A 25,627-nucleotide genomic window follows, 5' to 3' on the forward strand; every position below is an offset into this window, starting at 1 on the left:
TTTCCCACTTAATTGATGAATTTTATAGATTAGTTGTACATCTATCAAGGAGTTTTAGTTTCTTTACAAAATGAAAGCCCATCTTTTCAGATAGGCTTTTGTGATTTTTAACTGTTTTTGCAAATTTTTACCAAAAATAAACCGCTTGTATCATTGAATATACAAGCGGTTATTTCAAGTTGTTCTATCTACGTTCTAGCAAAAACTTTCCTCCTGCAATCACGCCATAAACAATCCAATAAAATAGAATTGAACTAAAAAACAGCGTAGTGGTATGAGGCAACCAATAATAGATCCCCAACACTTCAACTGTACGGCATTCTAGGCGTTGCGTATAGGTTAACTGAGTTAAATTACCGCAATCATAAGGGAGATAAGTAAACACAAAATAACTGATTACTGCCATCAGTAATGCAAATAAAATGCTAAACAGAATCTGTTTTTTGTAGTTCATTTATTCCCCTGATTTTTTAGTTTTAGCCGAGCTTTTCTTTTTAGCTACTTTCGGTTTACTAGCGGTTGTTTTTCTACTTTTTCTTACCGATTTTGCCGGTTTTTTCTCTGCTTTTTTCACCGTTCTAGGTTCTTTGAAAATAGGCTTGGTTGCCTCTAACTTAGCCTTTTTCCTTGCCGTTTTACCACTTTTTTTGTGTTCAGTAAGTAGTTCAAAATCAATTTTTTTCTCATCGAGATTGACATTAATCACCTTCACACGTACTGCATCACCTAAACGGTAGATCACGCCACTACCACCAACCAAACGTTGACGGTCAGCATCATAGTGATAATAATCATTATCCAAGGTTGAAATATGTACCAAGCCATCAATTAGTAGCTCGTTGAGCTTCACAAACAAACCAAAGCCGGTTACGCTTGAAATTACACCATCAAACTCTGCACCAAGATGATCCTGCATAAATTCGCATTTTAACCAATCTGCGACCTCTCTTGTCGCCTCATCCGCACGGCGTTCTGTAGCGGAACATTTATCACCAAATTGGTCGATATCATCGAGCTTGTAGTGATAACCGCCGCCATCAGTGTAATGGCGTTTATTGCCTTTGCCCTTTTCAATTAGATATTTAATTGCTCGATGCAACAATAAATCAGGGTAGCGGCGAATCGGTGAGGTAAAATGAGCATATTCGCTTAATGCTAAACCGAAGTGACCAATATTATCCGCTGCATAAACAGCCTGTTTCAGCGAGCGTAGCAACATGGTTTGAATCAGCTCTTTGTCTGCCCGCTTCGCAATTTGCTCAAGTAGAACACCGTAATCTTTCGGACTCGGTTCTAAACCCACATCCCAAGTCAAACCACATTCACGCACAAAGGATTTAAAGCTCATCACTTTTTCTTCACTTGGCTTGTCGTGAATACGGTACAATGCCGGCTCATTGGCTTCCTCGACAAAACGAGCCGCGGCAATGTTTGCCAGAATCATACACTCTTCAATTAACTTGTGAGCATCGTTACGAATAAGTGGCTCAATGCGTTCAATCCGACCTTGCGGATTAAAAATAAATTGATTTTCAATGGTTTCAAACTCAATTGCACCACGTTTATGACGTGCTTTCATGAGAATTTTGAACATAGCATAAAGCTCTTCAATATGAGGCACTAGCGGAGCATAACGTTCACGTAAGGTTTCATCTCCCTCTAACATTTTCCATACTTTAGTATAGGTGAGGCGAGCGTGTGAATTCATTACTGCTTCATAAAATTGGTAGCTTGTTAGCTCACCTTTTGCAGAAAGCGTCATCTCTGCTACTAAACATAAACGATCTACTTGTGGATTAAGTGAACATAAGCCGTTTGAAAGCACTTCCGGCAGCATTGGGATTACTCGATTTGGAAAATAAACTGAATTTCCTCGATTTAAAGCTTCAAGATCCAATGCCGTTTTTGGGCGAACATAGTAACTTACATCAGCAATCGCTACCCATAAACGCCAGCCATCCCCCTCTTTGCGAGCAAACACCGCATCATCAAAATCCCGGGCATCTTCACCATCAATGGTAATAAGTGGTAATGGACGCAAATCAACTCGACCTTGTTTTGCCTCTTCCGGCACTTCTTCACTGGTAAATTGGCGAATCTGTTTTTCTACGCCATCCGGCCAAGCATGAGGAATATCATGGTTGCGTAAAGCAATTTCAATTTCCATCCCCGGAGCCAAATTATCCCCTAAGATTTCGGTAATAGCACCGACCGGGCGGCTGAAACTGGCTTTCCGTTCTTGTAGTTCAACCACAACAACTTGTCCCATTCTTGCTCCCATACGATATTCATCGGGAATTAAAATATCTTGATTGATACGGCTATCATCCGGCACGACAAAGCCAATCCCGCTTTCAAGGAAAAAGCGGCCGACTATCTGTTTCTTACGAGCTTCAAGCACTCGTACAATTCGCACTTCTTTACGCCCACGGCGATCGGTACCATTTGGTTGGGCTAATACAAAGTCACCATGCATTACACGAACCATTTGAGCATTAGGAATAAACCAATCTTCACTTTTAATAGATTTTTCACTACCTTCTACCTGTAAAAATCCATAACCATCACGATGACCTATCACCGTTCCTTTAATTAAATCCATTTTTTCCGGCAAGGCATAACGCTTACCTTTAGTAAAAACCAATTCACCGTCATTTTCCATCGCACGTAAACGGCGACGAATACCTTCCGCTCGCTCTTCATCATAAATATGAAATGCTTCTAGCAACTCATCGCGGCTCATTGGGGCGTTATATTCACGGATGGTCTCTAAAATAAATTCTCGGCTTGGCACCGGATTTTCATATTTTTCTAATTCTTTTTGATAATTTGGATCGACTATCATAGCATCCTCCTTTATTGGTAATATCTTGCCCTATTCTAACTGACTTTCAGATAAAGTGGTAAAAAATCACTCAAATTTGACCGCTTACCATTTTTTCAGATTTCGTTATATAATTAGTTTTTTATTTTATTTGAGGAAAAATAATGACTTACCCAACTTGCCCTGAATGTAAAGGCGAAAATACTTATCATGATTCAATTCAATTTGTTTGCCCTGATTGTGCTTATGAATGGACGGGTGAAGAAAATCTACAAGAAGAAGATGTCTTAATTGTTAAAGACAGCAATGGTAATTTATTATCCGACGGCGATGATGTGTTATTAATCAAAGACCTAAAATTAAAAGGTTCTTCTGAGGTGCTGAAAAAAGGTACTAAATTCAAAGGGATACGCTTAGTCAATGGCGATCATAATGTCGATTGCGGCAAAATTATGCTTAAATCTGAATTTCTGAAAAAGGCATAAAATCTGAATATATAATTGGTCTAAATTAGGCTGCTTTTGCAAATATTATTCAAAAAGGAAACGTGCTATGTTATTTAAAAACACACTTTTGGCTTTATCTGTCTTTTCATTATTCACCTTTAATGCACAAGCTGCGAATACTACAAAAGCAGCAACACAGCAAAAGGCAGCAGAAGATCCAAATTTAAAATCCTTTAATCAAAATGTCAGTATCAATTTAACTCAACGAGGCATTGCAACTCAAGATAATCAAAATATTGTAGTACTCATCTACGAAGTCACTAACAAAGGTAAAAATAGAATCAAAAATCTCAACTGGTCATCTGCTTTTACTGTAAATAATCAAGTTTTCTTTATCCAAGAAATCAAAACTAAACTGGATAAAGATATTGCATCAGGTAAAAAAGAAAGTATTACTGTTACTCTACCACTAGATAATTTACCTGAGCCGGCAAAACAAATTTTCTCTACAAATGAAGTGTCGGTTGGTCATTTAACTGTAGCAAAACAGATTGATTTTACTAATGGTAAGAAAATCGTTGTAAAATAATGAGTTACCAAAATAGCCCCATTTAAGAATATTAAATGGGGCTATTTTTATCTATAGGATCTTATTTTGTTTTTCCTAAACATAGGCTAAATTCATTCGCCAGTAATTGTAAAAACTCCGGATAAGCCGTTGCACTTAACTTAATATTTGCACCGAGTGGATCTAACTGCCCTACATTCACTTTTGTTTCTTTAGCTAAAGTTTCAATCACTTTCGGCGTAAATTGCGGTTCTGCAAATAAACATTCTGCTTTATGCTGCACAATATTTTTCTTAATTGCAGCTAATGTTTTTGCTCCAGGAGCAACGGTCGGATTAATAGTAAATGAACCCAGCGAATTTAAACCATAATCACGTTCAAAATGACCATAAGCATCATGGAAAGTGTAATAGCCTACATTTTTTAGATGCCCTAATTGTTTCGCAATTTCTGCCTTTTTAGCAACTAAATTTGCTTTAAATTTTGCTAAATTATCCGCAATTTTTGCTTTCTGCTCCGGTAATTGTTCGCTTAAACGAGCGGCAATTTGTTCAGCAGCCAGTTCACTTGCCTCCGCTGAAAGCCAAATGTGCCAATCTTCATCATGGCTATGACCATGATGCTCGTGATCTTCATGTTTATGACCGTGCTTATGTCCATGTTTATGAGCATGTTCATTTTTATGTTCATGCTTATGCTCATCGTCTTTATCTTCTTTTTTGCTTGCTTTATCAACAATAGCCTCAATTGCCTCTACATCTTCTAATGTCAACACTTTTTCTTTTGGCAATTTTTCAATGCTTTTTTCCAAAAAGCCTTCCAAACCGTCGCCGATCCAAACCACTAACTGGGCAGATTGTAATTGAGACATATCTGAAGGTTTTAAGCTGTAATCATGCGGTGAAGCCGACGCAGGGAGTAATACTTTAGTTTCCGTTACTCCATCGGTAATAGCATTAGCAATAAAACCTAACGGCTTAATACTGGTTAATACATCCGCTTGAGCGACACCTGCTCCTAAAACGGCTAATCCGATTAATGTTTTTTTGAACATAATGTTTTCCCCTATTTCCTATTTTTCACGAATAATTTAAACCTAGATATTCTAACAAAATCACATAAAATTTCTATAATTTTTTTATGGGTATTTTTCACCTGCTTTTTTCTATATACTTGCATTTGCAAAAAAACTAACAAATTTGGCCGCTATGAAATATAAAAATTTACGAGAATTTCTTGATTTTCTTGAAAATCAAGGGGAATTGGTTCGCATAAAACACGAGATCGATCCTTATTTAGAAATGACCGAAATTGCCGACCGCACCTTACGTAAAAATGGGCCGGCATTGCTGTTTGAAAATCCGAAAGGTAGTAATATTCCTGTGCTTTGCAACTTATTCGGCACGCCAAAACGGGTCGCAATGGGAATGGGTCAAGAAGATACCAAAGCCTTGCGAGAGCTGGGTAAACTGCTTGCCTTTTTAAAAGAACCCGAGCCGCCAAAAGGTTTTAAAGATTTAATCGGTCAACTTCCACAATGGAAACAAGTACTAAATATGCCGCCTAAAGTGTTAAGCAAAGCAGATTGTCAGCAAATTGTGATTTCAGGTGAAGATGTTGATCTCAGCAAGTTACCCATCATGCACTGTTGGCAAGGTGATATTGCCCCTCTGGTTACTTGGGGGCTAACCGTTACTCAAGGACCATATAAAAAACGCCAGAATTTAGGTATTTACCGCCAACAACTCATTGGTAAAAACAAATTGATTATGCGTTGGCTTTCTCACCGTGGCGGTGCTTTAGATTTCCAAGAATGGAAAGCAGAAAATCCGGATAAACCATTTCCGGTTTCTGTGGTGTTAGGGGCTGATCCAGCTACAATTTTAGCGGCAGTGACTCCTATTCCGGATACATTATCTGAATATGCCTTTGCCGGTTTATTACGCGGGCAAAAAACGGAAGTGGTGAAATCTATCTCCAATGAATTAGAAGTGCCGGCAAGTGCAGAAATTGTCCTTGAGGGCTATATCGACCTTGAAGAAACCGCATTGGAAGGACCTTATGGCGATCACACCGGCTACTATAATGAGCAAGAATATTTTCCTGTGTTTACCGTAACCCATATTACAATGCGAAAAGATGCGATTTACCACTCTACCTACACCGGCAGACCACCTGATGAACCGGCGGTATTAGGCGAGGCGTTAAACGAGGTGTTTATCCCGATTTTACAAAAGCAATTCCCGGAAATTGTCGATTTTTATCTGCCACCAGAGGGCTGTTCTTATCGCCTTGCGGTTGTTACCATCAAAAAACAATACGCAGGTCATGCTAAACGGGTAATGATGGGGGTTTGGTCATTCTTACGCCAATTTATGTACACCAAATTTGTAATTGTGTGTGATGATGATATAAACGCAAGAGATTGGAAAGATGTCATTTGGGCAATTACCACCCGCTGCGATCCTACACGAGACACCACCTTGATTGAAAATACTCCGATTGATTATCTTGATTTTGCCTCACCGGTTGCAGGGTTAGGCTCAAAAATGGGAATTGATGCAACGAATAAATGGCCGGGAGAAACCACTAGAGAATGGGGCACTCCAATTAAAAAAGATCCTAAAGTGGTCAAACGCATTGATGAAATTTGGGACCAGCTTGGTCTATAATATCAATTAACCACAGAATTACGAACCACCCCATCTATACAAGCGGTTGAATTTATTGGAAATTTTGCAACTCTTGTCTTTTGGAGCCTAATATATTCTGTGGTTAATTATTTTTATAATATTTAAAAGGAGAACTTATGTTATCGGTTAATTTAACCTTTATAATCTTTTTTATTGTCCGCTTATACAGCCTCAGTATTTCAATTAAAAATGAAAAAAGGCTAATTAAAAATGGAGCGGTACAATATGGCAAAAAAATCTCAATCTTACTTTCAGTTCTGCATGTTTTATTCTATTTTTCAGCAATCTTTGAGGCAAATTATTTTTACCACACTTGGGATTCTTTTAGCTTTTTAGGTGCTGTAGTTATGTTGTTAGCTTATGTTGCATTATTTTGGGTAATTTCGCAGTTAAAAGAAATCTGGACAGTAAAACTTTATATTTTACCTAATCACAAAATCAATACTTCAATGCTCTTTCGGACAATTAAGCATCCTAACTATTTTTTAAATATTTTGCCGGAATTAATTGGTTTAGTATTTCTTTGCCATGCTTGGAATACGTTAATTTACATTTTCCCTCTTTATTTGTTGGTTTTATGTACTCGAATTTACCAAGAAGAAAAAGTAATGAAACCGTTATTTAATCAAATAAATAACTAAGTTAATTACATTTCGTTGGTTAAGCCCTACTACCCCTTGTATAACGCGGCTAAAAGCTGCGTTATATACATATCCACCTTGCTCTCCCATAATAATCAACATCTGATTTTAGCAAGCTTTACATTCAGCAAAAAATTCTCTCAAAATCCAGAACTTAATTGTTGTAGCAGCTACGGCAGTCTCTTATGGTTTTCACTACAAACAAAGTGTATAAAGCTATTTTTGCCCCCAATGAAATTACTTCTCAACCAACCAATAATTACCTTGCCTTTTCGAGCGTTAAAATGCGATAATACCTCGTTATTTTTGCCTTCAAAAAGCAACAGAACAATTGCAAAAAATTGGGCAAAAACAACCGCTTGTAAAAGGAATAAACAAGCCCTAAGTGATTGATTTTGCAGTTTCTTTGAGACAAGAAGAATGAACGTAAGACAACTATCAACACTTCATCAGGAATCTAGACAGTCGTGAGATAGACACAAAATAATTCCTGAAAAAATGGGTCGGAATGACCATGTAAAACAAAACGAAACAAAATAATGAGAAAACACAATGAAAAGAATGTTAATCAATGCAACTCAAAAAGAAGAGTTGCGTGTTGCTCTTGTTGATGGGCAACGCTTATTTGACTTGGATATTGAAAGCCCGGGTCACGAACAAAAAAAATCAAACATCTACAAAGGTAAAATTACCCGCGTTGAACCCAGCCTTGAAGCAGCATTCGTAGATTACGGTGCAGAACGTCACGGCTTCCTACCATTAAAAGAAATTTCCCGCGAATACTTCCCGTCAGACTATGTGTTTAACGGTCGCCCGAATATCAAAGATATTATCCAAGAAGGTCAGGAAGTCATTGTTCAAGTCAGCAAAGAAGAGCGAGGTAACAAAGGAGCAGCCTTAACAACCTTCATTTCGCTTGCCGGCAGCTATTTAGTATTAATGCCAAACAACCCTCGTGCAGGTGGTATTTCCCGCCGTATTGAAGGCGATGAGCGTTTAGAGTTAAAAGAGGCTTTAGACTGCTTAGAAGTGCCTGAAGATGTCGGGTTAATCGTGCGTACCGCCGGTGTCGGTAAATCGCCGGAAGAGTTGCAGTGGGACTTAAAAGTCTTATTACATCACTGGGAAGCAATCAAAAAAGCGGCAGAATCTCGTCCTGCACCTTTCCTAATTCATCAAGAAAGTGATGTGATTGTGCGTGCAATCCGCGATTACCTACGCCGTGACATTGGTGAAATCTTAATCGACAACAAAAAAGTGTTTGAAAAAGCGAAAAACCATATCCGCTTAGTTCGTCCGGATTTCATCAACCGTGTACGTTTATACGAAGGTGAAGTACCGCTATTTAGCCACTACCAAATCGAATCGCAAATTGAATCAGCGTTTCAACGTGAAGTGCGTTTACCGTCAGGCGGTTCAATCGTTATTGATGTAACTGAAGCATTAACCTCAATTGACATCAACTCATCACGCTCAACCCGTGGCTGCGATATTGAAGAAACGGCATTAAACACCAACTTAGAAGCAGCAGATGAAATTGCCCGTCAATTACGTTTACGTGACTTAGGTGGCTTAATCGTGATCGACTTTATTGATATGACCCCGGTTCGTCACCAACGTGAAGTAGAAAACCGCATCCGTGAAGCAACACGCCAAGACCGTGCAAGAATCCAATTTGCCCGCATTTCTCGTTTCGGTTTATTAGAAATGAGCCGCCAACGTTTAAGTCCATCACTCAGTGAAGCTTCATCGCACATCTGCCCTCGCTGCCAAGGCACAGGTAAAGTACGGGATAACGAATCTATCGCCTTATCAATCTTGCGCCTATTGGAAGAAGAAGCCATTAAAGAAAACACCGCTCAGGTTCACACCATTGTGCCGGTGCAAATTGCAAGCTACTTATTAAATGAAAAACGTAAAGCCATCTCCAGCATTGAAAAACGTCACGATGTACAAATTGTGGTTGTACCGGCTGAAAGTATGGAAACGCCACATTTTAGCGTTTATCGCTTGCGTGAAAATGAAGTAACACCAACCTTAAGCTACGATTTAACCAAGCATTATGAAGCGCGTGAAGAAGACGATCATCCTCATTATCACAATCATAGTAATGATGATGTATTAGTCACTCGTAATGAGCCTGTTATTACGGTCGAATCTGTATTACAAAGCTCTGAACTAAACCTTCAGCCTTCACCAATGCCTACAAAACCGGCTAAACCATCACTCTTTAGCCGTCTTGTTGCTGCAATCAAAGGTTGGTTTGCAACTGAAGAAAAAGTAGAAGAAAAACCAAAACCGAAATCACGTAATCAACGCGATCGTCGCCAACGCCGTGAACGTTCCAGCCGTAATACAAAGGCAGAAAATCAAGAACGTAAACAGCAACAAGCTCAAGTGGCACAGCAAGAAGAAAAAGCAAGCCGCCCTGAGAAAAAACAACGCCGAGCAGTGATTGAAGAAGTGGTTGGGGTTAGTGAACAAGAAACACGAACTCACTCTCGCGAAAATCAAACTGAACGTCGTCAACGACGTGATTTACGCAAAAAAGTTCGTGTCGAAACCTCAGACGTTGCTGTAACGGAAAATGTGAATGCTGCCGAAACTACTGTAAAAGTAGCTGAAGTTGAAAATGTGCAAAATATTTCACAAATTCAACCGCTTGTAGCTGAACCGGTAGCGGAAAATAACACGGAAACACGTGAAAATAACCGCCAACGCCGTTTACCTCGTCATCTGCGCGTAGGCAATCAGCGTCGTCGTGAAAATCAACGTGCAATTACACCTTCACCAATGCCATTAACCGCAGCGGTTGCTTCTCCGGAGCTTGCCAGCGGTAAAGTTTGGGTAAAACTGACAACATCAACAAAAGTGGAAGAGAAAGTACAATTCCTATCCGTTGATGAAATGCTTGAGCAGCAAGAAAATAGAGTCACTACGGAAATAGAACAGCCAGAGCATAAACTCTCAGCTAAACCATCTACTTCTGTTGCTCCATTAGGCGGTTTTGTTGCACAAGCAACTGAACGCGACTTAGTGAAGGAAAAGTTAGGACAAGCAAAAACAAAAACGGAAGAAGTTGCGCAACCAACACCTGAAATCCAAAAATCAGATGTGAAAGAACATATTGCTCCATTTGGCAGCGTTGTTTCTCAACATTCTGAACGTGATTTAGTCAAAGAGAAGAATGAACGCGTAGGTAAATTCCAATCAAAAGCGACTGTTGCACCGGCAATAGCTGCGGAAAACCAAACAATCGAAGCGCCACGTTCTAATTACGAAAGTAGCTATACTTTCGATGGAAAACTCGGCACATTCTCTCGAGTTAAACATACTCAATCAGCCATGACGGTTGCGGCTGCTCCGGCAGAAAGTCCAGAAAGTTTTGCCATTACTCAATGGCAAAATTCAAAATATTACTTCTACGGAAAAGGCTTTGGCGGCTACAGCAGCGCAGTGAGTCAAGTAGAGTCTGCACCTCGATCTACCAATACTTAAGTATAGTAGAAACCTCTAACTTATAATGCCTATTGTTGATTAAACAATAGGCATTTTTTATTAAACCGATGAACTATTTTTAGGAAATTTTGACTAATAAATTGCACTTATTAAGTGTAATTATTTTGACTATTTAAGGAACTCGGAATGAAAAAATCAATTTTAGCATTATTAATGTTGGGAACAACAATCACCCTTGCAGCCTGCGATCAAGCAACAACTGACAAAGCAGCTGAAATTAAAAATGACGTTGTGGAAAAAGCAACTGAAATTAAAGCTGCCGCAGCAACAAAATTAGAAGAAGTTAAAACAGCTACTTCTGAAGCAGCTCAAACTACTGCTGAGAAAGCAACTGAAATTAAAAATGAAGTAGCAGAAAAAGCAGCTGAAGCAAAAGAAGCTATAACGGAAAAAGCGAATGAAGTCAAAGCAGCTACGGAAGCCAAAGTTGAAGAAGTAAAACAAGCGGTAGAAAATAAATAATTTTTTACCAAATGCAAAAGTCCTGCCATGCAGGACTTTTATATCAATTTGAACTCACTTTAATTACCATTTTGTATCAAACGTACGATGATTCAAGAAATCAAGAATCGATGAGTAAAGGAAATACAATGAAAACAATTCTAGTAAAAAGCTTTATAGTTGCATTATTTGCTACATCAATTTCTGCTCAAGCTACTGCGTTAAACCGCCAACAAAAAGATACTGTAGTTGGAGCTGTAGTTGGTGGAGCAGCGGGAGCAGCCATAGGAAATGATATGGTTTCAACCGTCTCTGGAGCAGCTTTAGGCGGTGTAATTGGTAGCCAATGGAATGACCATAAACGAAAAGATAGCAAAGACTATAGGAATAAAGGTGATAAAAAATCACATAAATCAAAATCCAAATGGGATAAACATAAAAAGCACTCTCCCAAAAAGTATAAACGCGCCCATCCTAAATTTGCATAAATATTCCTGTAATTGATAAAGAGCCTGTATAGGCTCTAAATTTTTTATTGCTTATAAAAACTAAAAAAGCCAGGCTGTATAAGCTTGGCTTTTAGAATATGATTAATTATAAACTTTTCGGAATACGGATTTTTTGCCCCGGGAAGATTTTATTTTCGTCTTTAATTACTTCTTTGTTTGCTTCCACAATCGCTTTATATTTTGCACCGTTACCGTATGCCTTAGCTGCGATCTCCCATAAAGTATCGCCTTTTTGGATAACATAAAACTCATCGTCACCCGCTAACTGTTGGCTTCTTTCAAGTTCTAATGCTTCAATATCCACTTTAGTAATACCAGCCACATTACCTGCCATCAAGACTGCTTTTTCAACAGCTGCTGCCGTTGAAGCAATACCTGAAATTTTTGCCACACCGTTTTCAACAGTTACATTCACATTTTCCACACCCGGATTATCTTCCGCTAAATGTTCAGTAACTGCTTTTGACGCATCTTCTTCTTTATTAAATAATTTACGACCAATGTCGCCAACAAAATCAAATAAGCCCATAGTAAGTTCCTCATAATAGTACAGGGGTTTTATTCTACACAATTTCCACTACGGGAAATAGTGCATTCCTAATATTAGAACAAGCAAAATTTAATTAGTTCAACCACCCGCCAACTGAAAACAGCTACAAGCGGTAATTTTTCGCATATTTTTTACAAAAAATGCCGCTTAGATTTCATATTTCACTGATTTTCAGCTAAAATCTACCGTTTAAATACATCAAGAGATTGTTTGGGAATATTCTGTGAAACAGGTGCAATTTTATCTATTAAGTCAGGCTGATTTAGCCGAGATATCTGCCGCTGAAATTCAAGCCTGCGAGCTAGCCGCTCAAGCTTGGAGAACCGGCAAGCGTGTGCTAATTGCCTGTGAAACCGAACAACAAGCGATGAATATTGATGAAGCACTCTGGGCAAGAGAACCGGACTCCTTTGTACCACATAATTTATCGGGTGAAATCACCACCTACGCCACACCGGTTGAAATTTCGTGGAAAGGCAAACGCAATGCACAACATCGCGATCTGCTGATTTCGCTGCAACGCCAAATCCCGAATTTCGTAGCAAGTTTCAACCAAGTGATCGATTTTGTGCCGACCGATGAAGCTGAAAAAGCGATAGCCCGTGAGCGTTATAAGCAGTACCGCCAAATGGGCTGGCAGTTGAGTACGGAGAATGCTTAATGCTGTGGCACACCAAAGGTTTCGATGAACTAACTACGCTCGAACTGTTTGACATCTACAAACTCCGCACAGCGGTGTTTGTGGTTGAGCAAAACTGCCCATACCAAGAAGTCGATGACAAAGACCTGCAAGCGGTGCATTTCTTTGCAAAAAATGCAAACAATCTGACCGCTTACTGCCGCCTGATTCCAAGTGATGACGGCGTACATCTTGGCAGAGTGTTGGTGGCAAAAGAAGCTCGTGGCTCAGGCTTGGCAAGGGAATTGGTTCAGAAAGCAATGGATTACAGCCGTGAGCATTTCCCCGCTCAACCCATCCACGCCCAAGCCCAAAGCTATCTGCAAGGGTTTTATGACAGTTTTGGCTTCAAAGCGGTGTCGGATATGTATTTGGAGGATGGGATACCGCATTTGGATATGGTTTGGGAGAAATAAAATGACAAGCCGTGAAGAATTACTCAAAAAACAACGAGAGCTGGATATCCTCTTTACCGCGTGGTTTGAAGAAAAGAAAAAGCACGAAGTGCTGACGTATCGCCGAGAAAATGGGGATTTGATTCAGCATTATCCAGACGGTACAGAAAAAGTGATTAAATATGCACAATAGTCTGGCAATTTTTTACTATGGCACCAATGGAGCCGGGAAATCTACGTTGCGTGCTTTCAATCAAGATAAAGTCGAAATTGTGATTGATTCGGATAACATCGCGATGCAGATTAACCCACTCAATCCAAGATTAGCCGATATTGAAGCAGGTAGAAAAGCAATCAAGCTATTTTAGTTTGCAGTAAAAAATCAGATTGCATTTTCAATGGAATCGACACTTTCAGGCAAATCTATTCTAAAACGAATGGAAAATGCCAAGGCAGGAAATTTCAGAACTCGGCTAAATTATATTGGCGTTGATGACCCTGACATTAACATTGAACGGGTAAAAGCAATAGTGAAAGCCAGCGGGCATTTTATTGATGAAGAAACGATTAGAAAGCGTTATCACATCAGTCGTTAAAATTTTAATTGAAGCAATTTTTATCAATGATGAAACGCTAATTTATGATAATTCAGAAACAAAGCCGAATTTGATTTTCCAAATTGCGGATAAGAAAATAACAAAAATTTCAGAAAAAAATACCCAATTGGTGCAATCAGCTTTGTGATGAAGTAGTGGAATTAGGATTTAAGACTGCCTAGCACGAGCCGTGCTAGGCTCGATAATCCCATCCCAGCTCCGCTGGGGCTGTAATTTAGAAAGAATAAAGAGCCACAGCGTGGCTCAACTATGCGTAACCCCACACGGCTCGTGTGGGGTGACAAGCGGTTGGATTTAGGTAAAATTTTGCAAAAATTACTGAAAATAAACCACTCCGTCAGAGGCGAACGCTACCAGGGAAAAATATGAGTTTCGATGAACATATTAAAAAACGGCCGATTGTTTGGGTCTTTAATAGCTGCCTTGCAGACGCAATAGGAATGTTTAGTCTTATGCAATATATCAATTCAGAACATACTGAAGCCTTAAATAAGAATATTGAATACCTTAAACCATTTAAAGATGAATACACCGAATTGAAACAAGAACATGAAGAAATTAAGAGAGAAAATTCTATTTTAAAAGATGATAATAAACTATTCAGAAATAAACTTGAAAATATTCAAGCAGAATTAGAAAAAAGTAATAGTTTATTAAAAGAATTAACTAATCGGAATCAAACTATAAATAAAGAATATAAAATTTTAGAGAATAGCTATAATCAAATAAAGAAATCTACCCAAGTAATCAAAAATAGACCAAAAACAAAAAATGCTCTTATTGAAGATCAAATTAATAAATTAGAAAGTCAAAAGAAAATTTGTGGTATTAGTTGGATAGAGCCCTTGGATGGAAAAGAAGAATATGTAGATCCCTGTCAAGAAGAAAATCAGAAAATTGAACAAAAAATAATTGAGCTTATTAAATTAATAAACTAGTTTCATAAGGTGGAATTTAACCCACCATTTCAATTTTAAGTAAATATGGTGGGCTGAAACCACCCTACAAAAGAGACTAAAAAATGACCCAAAACTTCAAAATGGAAGACCGTTTCAACCCTTCCGCTGTAGAGCAAGCGCTCTACCAACACTGGGAATCGCAAGGCTATTTTAAACCGAGCGAAGATTTATCAGCACCAAGCTACTGTATCGCGATTCCGCCGCCGAATGTGACTGGCTCGTTGCATATGGGGCACGCTTTCCAGCAGACGTTGATGGATACCTTAATCCGTTTCAACCGTATGGAAGGCAACAACACCCTTTGGCAAGCGGGGACTGACCACGCAGGGATTGCGACTCAAATGGTGGTGGAGCGTAAAATCGCGGCCGAAGAGGGTAAAACCCGTCACGATTATGGTCGTGAGGCGTTTATCAACAAAATTTGGGATTGGAAAGCCTATTCGGGCGGTACAATCAGCCAGCAAATGCGTCGCTTGGGCAACTCGATTGACTGGGATCGTGAGCGTTTTACGATGGACGAGGGCTTGTCTAATGCGGTGAAAGAAGTCTTCGTTCGCCTGTTTGATGAGGGCTTGATTTACCGTGGCAAACGCTTGGTAAACTGGGATCCGAAACTGCATACGGCGATTTCTGACTTGGAAGTGGAAAACAAAGAGAGCAAAGGCTCGCTCTGGCACTTCCGCTATCCGCTTGCCAATGGTGCGAAAACGGCGGACGGCTTGGATTATTTGGTGGTGGCAACTACCCGTCCTGAAACGATGTTGGGCGATACAGCGGTTGCCGTTCACCCCGAAGATGAGCGTTATCAATCGCTGATTGGCAAAACGGTCGTGCTACCGCTTGCCAACCGTGAGATTCCAATTATTGCCGACGAGTATGTGGATCGTGAGTTCGGTACAGGCGTGGTGAAAATTACTCCAGCACACGATTTCAACGACTACGAAGTGGGCAAACGACACGGCTTGCCGATGGTAAATATTCTGACACTGAATGCCGATATTCGTGCAGAAGCCGAAATTATAGGCACAGACGGCAAACCACTTGCAGGCTACGAAGCTCCAATTCCTGCCGACTATCAAGGCTTAGAGCGTTTTGTGGCTCGTAAGAAAATCGTGGCTGATTTTGAAGCGTTGGGCTTGCTCGATCAAATCAAACCGCACGACTTAAAAGTGCCGTATGGCGACCGTGGTGGCGTGCCGATTGAGCCAATGCTAACCGACCAATGGTACGTTTCTGTTAAACCTTTGGCGGAAGTGGCGACCAAAGCGGTGGAAGACGGCGAAATCCAATTCGTGCCGAAACAGTACGAAAATCTCTACTTCTCTTGGATGCGTGATATCCAAGACTGGTGTATCTCTCGCCAACTTTGGTGGGGACACCGTATCCCAGCGTGGTATGACGAGCAAGGAAACGTCTATGTCGCTCGTAATGAAGCAGAAGTGCGTGCGAAGCACAACTTACCAGCGGACTTGCCATTAAAACAAGACGAAGACGTACTAGACACTTGGTTCTCATCAGGCTTGTGGACATTCTCCACCCTTGGCTGGCCGGAACAGACCAAAGAACTCAAAATGTTCCACCCGACCGATGTGTTAATCACCGGTTTTGACATCATCTTCTTCTGGGTGGCTCGTATGATTATGTTCACCATGCACTTCATCAAAGATGAAAACGGCAAACCGCAAGTGCCGTTCAAAACCGTGTATGTAACTGGTCTGATTCGTGACGAGCAAGGGCAGAAAATGTCCAAATCGAAAGGTAATGTGCTAGACCCGATTGATATGATCGACGGTATTTCCCTTGAAGCTCTCTTGGAAAAACGCACGGGCAATATGATGCAGCCACAGCTTGCCGAGAAAATCGCCAAAGCGACTCGCAAAGAGTTTGCGGACGGCATTGTTGCACACGGTACGGACGCATTGCGTTTCACGCTCACCGCCTTGGCGAGCAACGGTCGAGACATCAACTGGGATATGAAACGCCTAGAAGGCTACCGTAACTTCTGCAATAAATTGTGGAATGCAAGCCGTTATGTGCTGACTAACGACAAACTCGATTTAAGCGAAGGTGAAGTGGAATACAGCCTTGCGGATCGTTGGATTGAAAGCCAATTCAACCGTACGGTGGAAACTTTCCGCACCGCACTCAGCCAATACCGTTTTGACTTAGTGGCAAATGCGATCTACGAATTTACGTGGGATCAATTCTGTGACTGGTACTTGGAGCTGACCAAACCGATCTTCTTCAAAGGTACAGACGCACAACGCCGTGGGGCAAGCCGCACGCTGGTGAATGTGTTAGAAAAATTACTGCGTTTAATTCACCCGGTAATGCCGTTTATCACCGAAGAGATCTGGCAGAAAGTGAAAGGCTTCTTGGCGATTTCCGCAGATACCATTATGTTGCAAAAATTCCCACAATTTGACCCGCTTGCGATTGATGAACAAGCTGAAAACCAAATCAACTTCATTAAAGAGGTGATTGTGGCGGTGCGTAACATTCGTGCAGAAAGCAATATTGCCCCAAGTAAAGGCTTAGACCTGATTGCCCGTAACTTCTCGGCGGACGAAGTGGCAATTCTGAATGCTAACGAAGTATTGCTCAAATCCATGGCGAAACTTGATAGCGTGAAAGTGCTGGAAACCGGCGAAAATGCTCCGCTATCGGTAGCGAAATTGGTGGCAAATGGCGAGATCCTGATCCCAATGGCCGGCTTTATTAACAAAGAAGCCGAGTTATCCCGCTTAACCAAAGAGATGGAAAAACTCAAAGGTGAAGTCGCTCGCATCGAAGGCAAACTCTCCAACGAAGCCTTTGTGGCAAAGGCCCCGGAGCAAGTTATCGCCAAAGAGCGTGAAAAAATGCAAGAGTATCTTTCGGGACTTACTAAATTGCAGGTGCAGTATCAAGAAATTGAAGCACTCTAATTGAACACAAGCGGTCAGAATTTTGTAAAATTTTGCAAAAAACTGACCGCTTGCTATTTCTGACTATAAACTACAAATATGCTTCCAAAATCGCTTTTAAACGATCATATCCCTCTTGGGTAAAGTGCAATCCATCGTGACATAAGCTCAAGTCAAGTTTTCCTTCTTTGTTGGCGAAATGCTGCCATGTTTTCACATAAGTTAGCTCAGACGGACAATGAGCCTCAAAATAGGCATTCATCTCTTTAATTGCCGGATTATCGGTAGTAGCGATATTATTAACCGGTGTTGCCTCTAACAAGAAGTAGCGGGAATCTGGAGAAAGTTGTTTTAAATGCGCCAAGATTCCCTCAATCCAATCCAACACTTGTTTTGGTGAATAGTCCGGCTCTTTAACGATATCGTTCACGCCTAAGAAAATAAAGACGTTTTTACCGACATGTTGAATGCGGTTTGGCTTAATGATCACATCTAAATATTGACGGGTACTGGTGCCGGATAAGCCTAAATTCGCCACACTTTGCCCAGCTAAATTCGGTGTGCCGTATTCCATATCGCCCCACATATCGAATAAAGAATGCCCGATAAGGGTAATATCTGCCCGTTTTTTAAATTCTGCCTCTTTAGTTTGATAGCGGTTAAAAATATCTTGATCGGTGAGCATAGATTCTCCTTAAATATAGCTGAAATATTACTCCATTATTATACACATCGAGCAATATTCACTCCAAGATATATTGAAAAAAATCCCTATAAAAAAGCCACTTAATATTACATCAAGTGGCTTAAAAAGATTAATTAGACATCGTAAGTGGTTGAAGCGGTGTTACCGCCACGGCCTGTCCAGTTAGTATGGAAGAACTCGCCGCGTGGTTTATCAGTACGCTCATAGGTATGTGCACCGAAATAGTCACGCTGGGCTTGTAATAAGTTTGCCGGTAAACGAGCTGAAGTATAGCCATCTAAGAAAGTAATCGCAGATGCCATACATGGCACAGGTAAACCGATTTCAATTGATTTCGCCACTACTTTACGCCAATCTGCCAAGCAGTGTTCTAAAATATCTTTGAAGTATGGGTCAGAGCCTAAGAACACTAAATATGGGTTCGCTTCATATGCATCACGAATGTTGCCTAAGAAACGGCTGCGAATAATACAGCCTTCACGCCATAATAATGCCGTACCACCGTAGTTAATATCCCAACCGAATTGTTCGGAAGCTTCACGAATTAGCATAAAGCCTTGTGCATAAGAGATAATTTTTGAAGCCAATAATGCACGGCGAACTGCTTCCACCCACTCTTTTTTATCGCCTTCAACTTTACCGATTTCTTTATTGAACAGTCTTGAGGCTGCCAAACGTTGATCTTTGAAAGCAGAAACACAACGAGCAAATACCGATTCGGTAATCAAGGTTAATGGAATACCGAAATCAAGCGCGTTGATTCCTGTCCATTTACCTGTACCTTTCTGTCCTGCGGTATCAAGAATTTTCTCAACTAATGGCTCGCCATCTTCATCTTTATAAGCAAGAATATCGGTGGTAATATCCACTAAATAACTATCTAACTCGGTATTTTTCCATTCTTTGAAGATTTCATGCATCTCATCATAGCTTAAGCTTAAACCGTCTTTTAAGAACTGATAAGCTTCACAGATTAACTGCATATCGCCGTACTCAATACCGTTATGAACCATTTTCACAAAATGACCTGCTCCATCACGACCAACCCAATCACAGCAAGGCTCACCTTGTTCGGTTTTGGCTGAAATCGCTTGGAAAATAGGTTTCACATGTGGCCATGCAGATTCATCACCACCCGGCATAATAGATGGTCCGTGGCGAGCGCCTTCTTCACCACCGGAAACACCGGAGCCAATAAAGCGAATGCCTTTTTCAGCTAAAGCTTGCACACGACGATTGGTATCCGGATAATTTGAATTACCGCCATCAATAATGATATCACCTTCTTCTAAATGTGGCACTAACGCCTCAATAAATTGATCCACTACCTCACCGGCACGTACCATAAGCATTACACGGCGTGGTTTTTCTAACTTAGCAGCTAAATCCTCCAGAGAATAAGCTCCGATAATATTAGTACCTTTTGCCGGACCTTCTAAGAACTCATCCACCTTTGAAGTCGTGCGGTTATACGCCACTACTTTAAAGCCGTTGTCGTTCATATTCAAAATTAAGTTTTGGCCCATTACCGCTAAACCGATAACGCCGATGTCGCCTTTTACTGACATTGTTTTCTCCTGTTAGTTTTGATTCTGTGCAAGCGGTCGAATTTATCGCTTTCGCTCGCACTTCGTGCCATCGGCAAAGCCGATGTTCAAACGCGAGCGTTTGTGTAAAATTTTTTGCTAATTTGACCGCTTGTAAATGTTATTTTGCACTCTCACTAATGCCGAAATTTATTGCTCTAAAATAAAATCCACTGCCATTTGGCTATGTAACTCAGCTGTATCAAAAAACGGTAACTGGCAGTCATTCTGCTGAATTAATAAACCGATTTCAGTACAGCCTAAAATACCAAGTGTTTTCATATTCTTTTCTTATAAAAGCTGTGCTGCATCGCTATCCAAATACCACTCCGTCACGCCATTTTTCGCCTGAATTTTGGCAGCCGGATAAGGCAGATTTTCTGCTGGTGTGGTTTGAATTTCTTTTAAAATTTCCGCTTTGCTTGCCCCTGTCACCAAATAGGTAATCCGTTTGGCTTTTTCGATTAGCGATGCCGTTTTTGAAATACGGATTTGCCCTGTTTCGGGGTGTTTGGCGATCACAGCAATATTTTGATCGGCAAAATCAGTTTGGTGTGGGAAAAGTGAAGCGGTATGCCCATCATTCCCCATGCCCAAAATAATCCAATCAAAAGTGAGATTCGGCACACAAGCGGTCAATTCTGCCGAAAATCTTGCAAGTTCTTGTTCCACATTTTCTTCGCCACGAATGCGGTGGATATTTTCCGCTGGGATGTTAATGTGGTCAAATAATAATTTTTGTACTTCGCCGTAATTGCTTTCAGGATCGGTTGGGTGAACCATACGATCATCACCCCACCAGAAATGCAGATTTTGCCACTGAATTTCAGTATTAAAGGGGGCTTGTGCCAAAGTTTTAAATAATAATTTAGGCGTTGAACCACCGGAAAGTGAAATATGCACAGGGCGGTTTTGTTGGCTGTATTCCACAAATTCCTGTGCGATTTGTTCTACCGCAGCTTGGGCAGTTGGGAAAATAACTTTATTCATAATTTGCCTCGTTATATCCCCCTCTTAGCTCAAAGAGGGGAACTAAAAAATTTACACTTTCTTTTTTAACGTACCAGACGGTTTCCGCCACACTTTGCCATGTCTGGCAATGAGTTTATCAGCCTCTGTCGGTCCCCAAGTACCCGCTTCATATTCATACACTCGGCCACGGTTAGCTTTATAGTCTAAAATCGGCTGAACAAATCGCCAGCAGGCGTGTACGGCATCGGTACGGGCAAACAAGGTAGCATCACCTTTTAACGCATCAAGTAATAAACGCTCGTAGGCGGTTAATAGGCTGGAAGCAGTGCTTAAATCGGAGTAACGAAAATCCATTGACACTTCTTTTGCCTCAAAGCCAGCACCTGGTTTTTTCAAACCGAAACGCATTGAAATACCCTCATCCGGCTGAACACGGATAATCAATTTATTTTCCGGTGCATTTTGGCTGAATACCGGGTGTGGTGTGGTTTTAAAGTGGATTACAATTTCGGTCACACGGGTCGGCAAGCGTTTACCGGTACGCACGTAGAACGGCACGCCCGCCCAACGCCAATTGTCGATTTCACATTTCACCGCCATAAAGGTTTCAGTATTGGAATCTGCCGGCACACCTTTTTCTTCTAAATAGCCCGCCACTTCTTCACCATCGACCGTGCCTCTTGCGTATTGACCTAAAATTACATCGTTTTTCACGTCTTCTTCCGATAACGGATGCAAACAGTGCAATACTTTCGCCACTTCATCACGCATTGAGTTTGCATTAATAATTGCAGGAGGCTCCATCGCAACCATCGCTAATACTTGCAGCAAATGGTTTTGGAACATATCACGCATTGCGCCGGAATCATCATAATAACCGCCGCGGTCTTCTACACCGATAGATTCCGCTCCGGTAATTTCTACATAATCAATAAAATTACGGTTCCAAAGTGGTTCAAATAAGCCGTTAGAGAAGCGTAAAACCAATAAGTTTTGAACAGTTTCTTTACCTAAATAGTGATCAATACGATAAATTTGGTGCTCTTCAAAGCATTTATGAATTTGAACGTCTAATTTTTTTGCCGTTTCAATATCATAGCCGAACGGTTTCTCCACAATAATACGCTTCCAACCAAATTCTTCAGTGGTTAAGCCGTGAGCCGCTAAACATTCAGGAATCACACCATATAAGCTTGGTGGCGTTGAAAGGTAGTAAAGTGTATTACCGCAAGTTTGATATTTATCGTGTAATTCGTCTAGGCGAGGTAACAACTTAGCGTAATCCACCGCATCTGAGGTATTCACAGCTTGATAATAAAGGTGCTCGCAAAATTCATCTAATTTTGGACCGCTTGCTTTTTCAAACTTTACCAGAGCATCACGCATTTTTTGGCGAAATAACTCATCTGTCAATTCTGAACGAGAAACACCTAATACTGAGAAATGCTCACCGAGTCTTCCGATTTTATATAAATTATAAAGGGCGGGAATTAATTTACGAAAAGTCAAATCGCCGGAGGCACCAAAAATGACCACACAACTATTTTCAGCATTCATCTTCTATATATCCTGTATTTGTTAAAATATTGTTTAATGTTGCAAGATTATCATAAAAATTGCTAATGGGAATCCCTTATTTGAATAAAAATATTTTATCCCATTGTTGTTTTTTATCTGCAACCATCAAAAAGTAAGGATTAATTAAGCTTTCACGCTGATTATAAGTTAATGGCGAAAAATTAAAATCAAAAATAGCTCCTCCGACTTCTTTAAGTAGCACTTCCGCCACGGCAGTATCCCATTCTCCTGTATCACCAAAACGGATATAACAATCAGCTTTGCCTTCAGCAACCAGCCCTGCTTTTAAGCTGCTTGAACCATATTGCAAAAAGCTTACTCCACTTTTTACCAATGCTTGATTTGCTTTATCCGAATGATGCCGGCTACCTACTGCAACTACCAGTGCATTTTCATTAAAGACTGATTTTACAAGCGGTCGAATTTTGCCATTTTCTTGCAAAAATGCACCACCGCCAGCCATTGCGAAATAAAGCTTATCAAGAATTGGGGCATAAATAACGCCCAAAACAGGCTGATTTTCCTGCACTAAACCAATCACAATCGAAAACTGATCAGTTCGATTAATAAATTGCTGTGTGCCATCTAATGGATCAATAATCCAGTATTCTTGCCATTGATGGCGTTCTGTTAAGGGAATATCACAGCTCTCTTCCGACAACACCGGCACGTTCGGCGTAAGTTGCTGTAAATGCTGGGTAATAAATTGGCTAATAAATAAATCTGCTTCTGTGACCGGTGTGTCATCAGCCTTAATTGTGATCTCAACCGAGCGAGCATAAAATTGTTTTAAATGCTCACCGGCTTCCTTAGCAAGAGCGATAATAGTATCAAGTAATGTTTGATTTAAAGTTTGCATAATTGCCTCCGAAAGGCTTATTTTTATTTTAAATAATCTCTTAGCATAAATAACGCTGATAAATTTCGAGCTTCCGCAAAACACGCATCCGCCAGCAATTCATCCATCTTATCAAGCGGATAACGTACAATTTCCAAAGGTTCCGGCTCATCACCTTCTAATTGAGAGGGGTATAAATCTTCCGCCACAAACACGTGCATTAAACCATACATATGACTTGGGCCACTATAAAGTGAACGCAAAAATGCCAGTTTTCTTGCCCCGAAACCAATTTCTTCCTGTAATTCTCGATTCGCACTTTCAACTGGCTCCTCTCCTAAATCAACAATCCCTTTCGGAAAACTCAATTCATAACGCTCAGAGCCCACCGCATACTCTTTAATGAAAATCAGCTCATTATTTTGGATAGGTATCACTAACACGGAAGAACGGCGTTGCGGTGTTAAACGCTCATAAGTCCGCTCCTCACCGTTTGAAAAACGCAAATCAACTGCTTGCACCTCAAAAATGCGAGTTTTCGCAATAGTTTCAATTTTTAAAATTTCAGGAAGAAGTTTGGTCATTTTATCTCACCTTTTTGAGTTATTTTAGTTGAAAAATCAGACTTTATCTCTATTATTCTTACATTGTTTTGATTTTAAGGCAGAAAATGAAAAATAAAAATGAAAAAGACGATAGCGAAGTCCGTTTAGATAAGTGGCTCTGGGCTGCTCGCTTCTATAAAACCCGCTCTATTGCAAAAGCAATGATTGAAGGCGGAAAAGTACATTACAACGGACAACGTGCGAAAGTCAGCAAAGCAGTCGAAGTTGGAGCAATTATCAAGCTTCGCCAAGGCAATGAAGAAAAAGAGGTGGAGGTACTTGCCTTAAGCGACCAACGCCGTGGAGCGCCCGAGGCACAACTGCTCTACCAAGAAACGGAAAAAAGTATCAAACACCGAGAGGCAATGGCATTTGCCCGCAAAGCCAATGCGCTTTCCATGCCCCACCCGGACCGTCGACCAAACAAAAAAGAGCGACGGGATTTAATTAAATTTAAAGAGCAAGAATTTAGCTAAACGATGACAATTAGCCCTTGTAATTCGCAAAATTGCCCTTATATTGTGAAGCAGCGAAGCACGGTGGGCAATTTGCTCACCTTTTTATTTTTACAAGCGGTAATTTTTTACTCGCTACGCTCGCACTTCGTGCTGTCGGCAGAGCCGACGTTCAAACGCAAGCGTTTGTGCAAAAATTTACCAAAAATCAACCGCTTGCAGACTAGGAAACACAATGAGTTATACCAAAGACAACGATAAACTTTACCGCTACTTATTCAAAGAACGAGCAGTGCGTGGCGAATGGGTGCGTTTAAACAACACCTTCACCGAAACCCTCAACACTCACCACTACCCGAAAGCGGTGCAAAATTTATTGGGCGAAATGTTAGTTGCCACCAGCCTTTTAACCGCGACAATGAAATTTAACGGCACCATTACCGTACAAATTCAAGGTGACGGAGCATTAAAACTTGTGGTGGTAAACGGCAACGATCAGCAACAACTGCGTGCTTTAGCCCGTATTCAGGCGGATATTGCAGACAACGCAACATTATCTGAAATGATCGGCAACGGCGTGTTGGTAATTTCAATTATCCCAACCGACGGCGAACGCTACCAAGGTGTGATTGCCCTCGACAAACCGACTATTCGTGAATGTTTGGAAGATTATTTTGAACGCTCGGAACAGCTTAAAACACATCTCATTATTCGCAACGGCGAATATGAAGGCAAAGCGGTGGCAGGCGGAATGTTACTGCAAATTATGCCGGACGGCACAGGCTCTCGTGATGATTTCGAGCATTTAGCTACGCTGACCGAAACGGTAAAAGACGAAGAATTATTCGGCTTAGAAGCCGAAGAGCTACTCTACCGCCTCTACCACGAAGAACAAGTGGAAGTCTATCCGCCGCAAGACACCGAATTCAAATGCGGCTGCTCAAGAGAACGTTCAGGCTCGGCATTGTTACTTGTGCCGGCAGAGGAAATTGAAGAAATGTTAGCCGAAAAACAAGGCGTGATCGATATGCAATGCGAATGTTGCGGTACGCAATATTTCTTCGACAAAGCAGCAATTGAAGGTTTTAAAGAAGAAGCGGAAAAATTAAGCTCATTAGGCTTAAATTAAGCCATCTAACT

General features: G+C 40.7%; 24 protein-coding genes and 2 pseudogenes. 15 read left to right on the top strand and 11 right to left on the bottom strand.

Going from position 1 to position 25,627, the window contains the following annotated elements:
* Nucleotides 1-184: 184 nt before the first annotated feature.
* Together A6B41_RS08770 and rnr are read right to left on the bottom strand one after the other, a co-directional pair.
* Nucleotides 185-454, bottom strand: a complete 270-nt coding sequence (locus A6B41_RS08770; protein WP_027074022.1) for a hypothetical protein — start codon at nt 452-454, stop codon at nt 185-187.
* On the bottom strand, nt 455-2,845 hold the full coding sequence (gene rnr / locus A6B41_RS08775) for a ribonuclease R (protein WP_027074021.1): 2,391 nt from the start codon (nt 2,843-2,845) through the stop codon (nt 455-457).
* Nucleotides 2,846-2,988: 143 nt separating this feature from the next.
* Here rnr and A6B41_RS08780 point away from each other — a divergent pair, with 143 nt between their 5' ends.
* Together A6B41_RS08780 and A6B41_RS08785 are read left to right on the top strand one after the other, a co-directional pair.
* The gene (locus A6B41_RS08780; protein ID WP_027074020.1) at nt 2,989-3,309 is read left to right on the top strand and encodes a zinc ribbon domain-containing protein YjdM; all 321 of its coding nucleotides are present in this window, start codon (nt 2,989-2,991) and stop codon (nt 3,307-3,309) included.
* A 67-nt stretch (nt 3,310-3,376) separates the two neighbouring features.
* Complete coding sequence (locus tag A6B41_RS08785; RefSeq protein WP_027074019.1) at nt 3,377-3,859, top strand: hypothetical protein; 483 nt, start codon at nt 3,377-3,379, stop codon at nt 3,857-3,859.
* Nucleotides 3,860-3,920: 61 nt separating this feature from the next.
* On the opposite strand, the gene znuA is transcribed toward A6B41_RS08785, so the two are convergent.
* Nucleotides 3,921-4,892, bottom strand: a complete 972-nt coding sequence (znuA, locus tag A6B41_RS08790) for a zinc ABC transporter substrate-binding protein ZnuA (protein WP_027074018.1) — start codon at nt 4,890-4,892, stop codon at nt 3,921-3,923.
* Between the two features lie 154 nt (nt 4,893-5,046).
* Between znuA and ubiD the strand changes: the two genes are divergently transcribed.
* The 5 genes from ubiD to A6B41_RS08815 all read left to right on the top strand — a co-directional run bounded on the left by ubiD (nt 5,047) and on the right by A6B41_RS08815 (nt 11,620).
* Nucleotides 5,047-6,510, top strand: a complete 1,464-nt coding sequence (gene ubiD / locus A6B41_RS08795) for a 4-hydroxy-3-polyprenylbenzoate decarboxylase (protein ID WP_027074017.1) — start codon at nt 5,047-5,049, stop codon at nt 6,508-6,510.
* A 137-nt stretch (nt 6,511-6,647) separates the two neighbouring features.
* Nucleotides 6,648-7,172, top strand: a complete 525-nt coding sequence (locus A6B41_RS08800) for an isoprenylcysteine carboxyl methyltransferase family protein (protein ID WP_027074016.1) — start codon at nt 6,648-6,650, stop codon at nt 7,170-7,172.
* Nucleotides 7,173-7,724: 552 nt separating this feature from the next.
* Nucleotides 7,725-10,670, top strand: coding sequence for a ribonuclease E (gene rne, locus A6B41_RS08805; RefSeq protein WP_027074015.1), 2,946 nt, complete (start codon nt 7,725-7,727; stop codon nt 10,668-10,670).
* Between the two features lie 147 nt (nt 10,671-10,817).
* Complete coding sequence (locus A6B41_RS08810; RefSeq protein WP_027074014.1) at nt 10,818-11,153, top strand: hypothetical protein; 336 nt, start codon at nt 10,818-10,820, stop codon at nt 11,151-11,153.
* 128 nt (nt 11,154-11,281) lie between these two features.
* Nucleotides 11,282-11,620, top strand: coding sequence for a glycine zipper 2TM domain-containing protein (locus tag A6B41_RS08815; protein ID WP_032847352.1), 339 nt, complete (start codon nt 11,282-11,284; stop codon nt 11,618-11,620).
* A 106-nt stretch (nt 11,621-11,726) separates the two neighbouring features.
* Here the strand turns inward: A6B41_RS08815 and lysM are convergent, their stop codons facing one another.
* Nucleotides 11,727-12,170 (bottom strand): peptidoglycan-binding protein LysM, encoded by a 444-nt coding sequence (gene lysM, locus A6B41_RS08820; RefSeq protein WP_027074013.1) that lies wholly within the window; start codon nt 12,168-12,170, stop codon nt 11,727-11,729.
* A gap of 244 nt (nt 12,171-12,414) precedes the next feature.
* On the opposite strand from lysM, the gene A6B41_RS08825 reads away from it, so the two are divergent.
* The 6 genes and pseudogenes from A6B41_RS08825 (at nt 12,415) to A6B41_RS08850 (ending at nt 17,768) form a co-directional block, all read left to right on the top strand.
* Nucleotides 12,415-12,852, top strand: a complete 438-nt coding sequence (locus A6B41_RS08825; protein WP_027074012.1) for a DNA polymerase III subunit chi — start codon at nt 12,415-12,417, stop codon at nt 12,850-12,852.
* Complete coding sequence (locus A6B41_RS08830) at nt 12,852-13,286, top strand: GNAT family N-acetyltransferase (RefSeq protein WP_032847350.1); 435 nt, start codon at nt 12,852-12,854, stop codon at nt 13,284-13,286. The genes A6B41_RS08825 and A6B41_RS08830 overlap by 1 nt, the downstream gene beginning before the upstream one ends.
* 1 nt (nt 13,287) lies before the next feature.
* A complete protein-coding gene (locus A6B41_RS08835; protein WP_167325175.1) occupies nt 13,288-13,458 on the top strand; it encodes a hypothetical protein in 171 nt (56 codons plus the stop codon).
* Nucleotides 13,448-14,043, top strand: a pseudogene (locus tag A6B41_RS08840) (hypothetical protein). Before A6B41_RS08835 ends, A6B41_RS08840 begins: the two are co-directional and overlap by 11 nt.
* Nucleotides 14,044-14,247: 204 nt before the next feature.
* Nucleotides 14,248-14,820 carry a hypothetical protein gene (locus A6B41_RS08845; RefSeq protein ID WP_027074009.1) on the top strand — a complete coding sequence of 191 codons (573 nt, stop codon included), beginning with the start codon at nt 14,248-14,250 and terminating at the stop codon, nt 14,818-14,820.
* 83 nt (nt 14,821-14,903) lie between these two features.
* Nucleotides 14,904-17,768, top strand: a complete 2,865-nt coding sequence (locus tag A6B41_RS08850) for a valine--tRNA ligase (protein ID WP_027074008.1) — start codon at nt 14,904-14,906, stop codon at nt 17,766-17,768.
* A gap of 70 nt (nt 17,769-17,838) precedes the next feature.
* On the opposite strand, the gene A6B41_RS08855 is transcribed toward A6B41_RS08850, so the two are convergent.
* The 7 genes and pseudogenes from A6B41_RS08855 to nudE all read right to left on the bottom strand — a co-directional run bounded on the left by A6B41_RS08855 (nt 17,839) and on the right by nudE (nt 24,011).
* Nucleotides 17,839-18,432 (bottom strand): SGNH/GDSL hydrolase family protein, encoded by a 594-nt coding sequence (locus A6B41_RS08855; protein WP_027074007.1) that lies wholly within the window; start codon nt 18,430-18,432, stop codon nt 17,839-17,841.
* A 134-nt stretch (nt 18,433-18,566) separates the two neighbouring features.
* Nucleotides 18,567-20,021 carry a decarboxylating NADP(+)-dependent phosphogluconate dehydrogenase gene (gnd, locus tag A6B41_RS08860; RefSeq protein ID WP_027074006.1) on the bottom strand — a complete coding sequence of 485 codons (1,455 nt, stop codon included), beginning with the start codon at nt 20,019-20,021 and terminating at the stop codon, nt 18,567-18,569.
* Nucleotides 20,022-20,189: 168 nt separating this feature from the next.
* Nucleotides 20,190-20,306 (bottom strand): annotated as a pseudogene (locus tag A6B41_RS08865) (aspartate/glutamate racemase); the annotation flags it as partial.
* Between the two features lie 24 nt (nt 20,307-20,330).
* Nucleotides 20,331-21,029: a 6-phosphogluconolactonase gene (pgl, locus tag A6B41_RS08870; RefSeq protein ID WP_027074005.1), complete on the bottom strand. Its 699-nt coding sequence runs from the start codon at nt 21,027-21,029 to the stop codon at nt 20,331-20,333.
* A 51-nt stretch (nt 21,030-21,080) separates the two neighbouring features.
* A complete protein-coding gene (gene zwf / locus A6B41_RS08875; protein WP_027074004.1) occupies nt 21,081-22,568 on the bottom strand; it encodes a glucose-6-phosphate dehydrogenase in 1,488 nt (495 codons plus the stop codon).
* A 76-nt stretch (nt 22,569-22,644) separates the two neighbouring features.
* Nucleotides 22,645-23,448 carry a 3'(2'),5'-bisphosphate nucleotidase CysQ gene (cysQ, locus tag A6B41_RS08880; protein WP_027074003.1) on the bottom strand — a complete coding sequence of 268 codons (804 nt, stop codon included), beginning with the start codon at nt 23,446-23,448 and terminating at the stop codon, nt 22,645-22,647.
* A gap of 23 nt (nt 23,449-23,471) precedes the next feature.
* Complete coding sequence (gene nudE / locus A6B41_RS08885) at nt 23,472-24,011, bottom strand: ADP compounds hydrolase NudE (protein ID WP_027074002.1); 540 nt, start codon at nt 24,009-24,011, stop codon at nt 23,472-23,474.
* A gap of 86 nt (nt 24,012-24,097) precedes the next feature.
* On the opposite strand from nudE, the gene hslR reads away from it, so the two are divergent.
* Complete coding sequence (gene hslR / locus A6B41_RS08890; RefSeq protein WP_027074001.1) at nt 24,098-24,508, top strand: ribosome-associated heat shock protein Hsp15; 411 nt, start codon at nt 24,098-24,100, stop codon at nt 24,506-24,508.
* A gap of 214 nt (nt 24,509-24,722) precedes the next feature.
* Nucleotides 24,723-25,616 (top strand): Hsp33 family molecular chaperone HslO, encoded by an 894-nt coding sequence (gene hslO, locus A6B41_RS08895; RefSeq protein ID WP_027074000.1) that lies wholly within the window; start codon nt 24,723-24,725, stop codon nt 25,614-25,616.
* Nucleotides 25,617-25,627 lie beyond the last annotated feature (11 nt).

This window comes from Mannheimia granulomatis (assembly GCF_013377255.1).
GTDB classification, from domain to species: domain Bacteria; phylum Pseudomonadota; class Gammaproteobacteria; order Enterobacterales; family Pasteurellaceae; genus Mannheimia; species Mannheimia granulomatis.

What these genes read in the sequence shown, in the direction of transcription:
- A6B41_RS08770 (WP_027074022.1), bottom strand. Translation starts at nt 454, where the DNA reads ATGAACTACAAAAAACAGATTCTGTTTAGCATTTTATTTGCATTACTG.
- rnr (WP_027074021.1), bottom strand. Translation starts at nt 2,845, where the DNA reads ATGATAGTCGATCCAAATTATCAAAAAGAATTAGAAAAATATGAAAAT.
- A6B41_RS08780 (WP_027074020.1), top strand. Translation starts at nt 2,989, where the DNA reads ATGACTTACCCAACTTGCCCTGAATGTAAAGGCGAAAATACTTATCAT.
- A6B41_RS08785 (WP_027074019.1), top strand. Translation starts at nt 3,377, where the DNA reads ATGTTATTTAAAAACACACTTTTGGCTTTATCTGTCTTTTCATTATTC.
- znuA (WP_027074018.1), bottom strand. Translation starts at nt 4,892, where the DNA reads ATGTTCAAAAAAACATTAATCGGATTAGCCGTTTTAGGAGCAGGTGTC.
- ubiD (WP_027074017.1), top strand. Translation starts at nt 5,047, where the DNA reads ATGAAATATAAAAATTTACGAGAATTTCTTGATTTTCTTGAAAATCAA.
- A6B41_RS08800 (WP_027074016.1), top strand. Translation starts at nt 6,648, where the DNA reads ATGTTATCGGTTAATTTAACCTTTATAATCTTTTTTATTGTCCGCTTA.
- rne (WP_027074015.1), top strand. Translation starts at nt 7,725, where the DNA reads ATGAAAAGAATGTTAATCAATGCAACTCAAAAAGAAGAGTTGCGTGTT.
- A6B41_RS08810 (WP_027074014.1), top strand. Translation starts at nt 10,818, where the DNA reads ATGAAAAAATCAATTTTAGCATTATTAATGTTGGGAACAACAATCACC.
- A6B41_RS08815 (WP_032847352.1), top strand. Translation starts at nt 11,282, where the DNA reads ATGAAAACAATTCTAGTAAAAAGCTTTATAGTTGCATTATTTGCTACA.
- lysM (WP_027074013.1), bottom strand. Translation starts at nt 12,170, where the DNA reads ATGGGCTTATTTGATTTTGTTGGCGACATTGGTCGTAAATTATTTAAT.
- A6B41_RS08830 (WP_032847350.1), top strand. Translation starts at nt 12,852, where the DNA reads ATGCTGTGGCACACCAAAGGTTTCGATGAACTAACTACGCTCGAACTG.
- A6B41_RS08835 (WP_167325175.1), top strand. Translation starts at nt 13,288, where the DNA reads ATGACAAGCCGTGAAGAATTACTCAAAAAACAACGAGAGCTGGATATC.
- A6B41_RS08845 (WP_027074009.1), top strand. Translation starts at nt 14,248, where the DNA reads ATGAGTTTCGATGAACATATTAAAAAACGGCCGATTGTTTGGGTCTTT.
- A6B41_RS08850 (WP_027074008.1), top strand. Translation starts at nt 14,904, where the DNA reads ATGACCCAAAACTTCAAAATGGAAGACCGTTTCAACCCTTCCGCTGTA.
- A6B41_RS08855 (WP_027074007.1), bottom strand. Translation starts at nt 18,432, where the DNA reads ATGCTCACCGATCAAGATATTTTTAACCGCTATCAAACTAAAGAGGCA.
- gnd (WP_027074006.1), bottom strand. Translation starts at nt 20,021, where the DNA reads ATGTCAGTAAAAGGCGACATCGGCGTTATCGGTTTAGCGGTAATGGGC.
- pgl (WP_027074005.1), bottom strand. Translation starts at nt 21,029, where the DNA reads ATGAATAAAGTTATTTTCCCAACTGCCCAAGCTGCGGTAGAACAAATC.
- zwf (WP_027074004.1), bottom strand. Translation starts at nt 22,568, where the DNA reads ATGAATGCTGAAAATAGTTGTGTGGTCATTTTTGGTGCCTCCGGCGAT.
- cysQ (WP_027074003.1), bottom strand. Translation starts at nt 23,448, where the DNA reads ATGCAAACTTTAAATCAAACATTACTTGATACTATTATCGCTCTTGCT.
- nudE (WP_027074002.1), bottom strand. Translation starts at nt 24,011, where the DNA reads ATGACCAAACTTCTTCCTGAAATTTTAAAAATTGAAACTATTGCGAAA.
- hslR (WP_027074001.1), top strand. Translation starts at nt 24,098, where the DNA reads ATGAAAAATAAAAATGAAAAAGACGATAGCGAAGTCCGTTTAGATAAG.
- hslO (WP_027074000.1), top strand. Translation starts at nt 24,723, where the DNA reads ATGAGTTATACCAAAGACAACGATAAACTTTACCGCTACTTATTCAAA.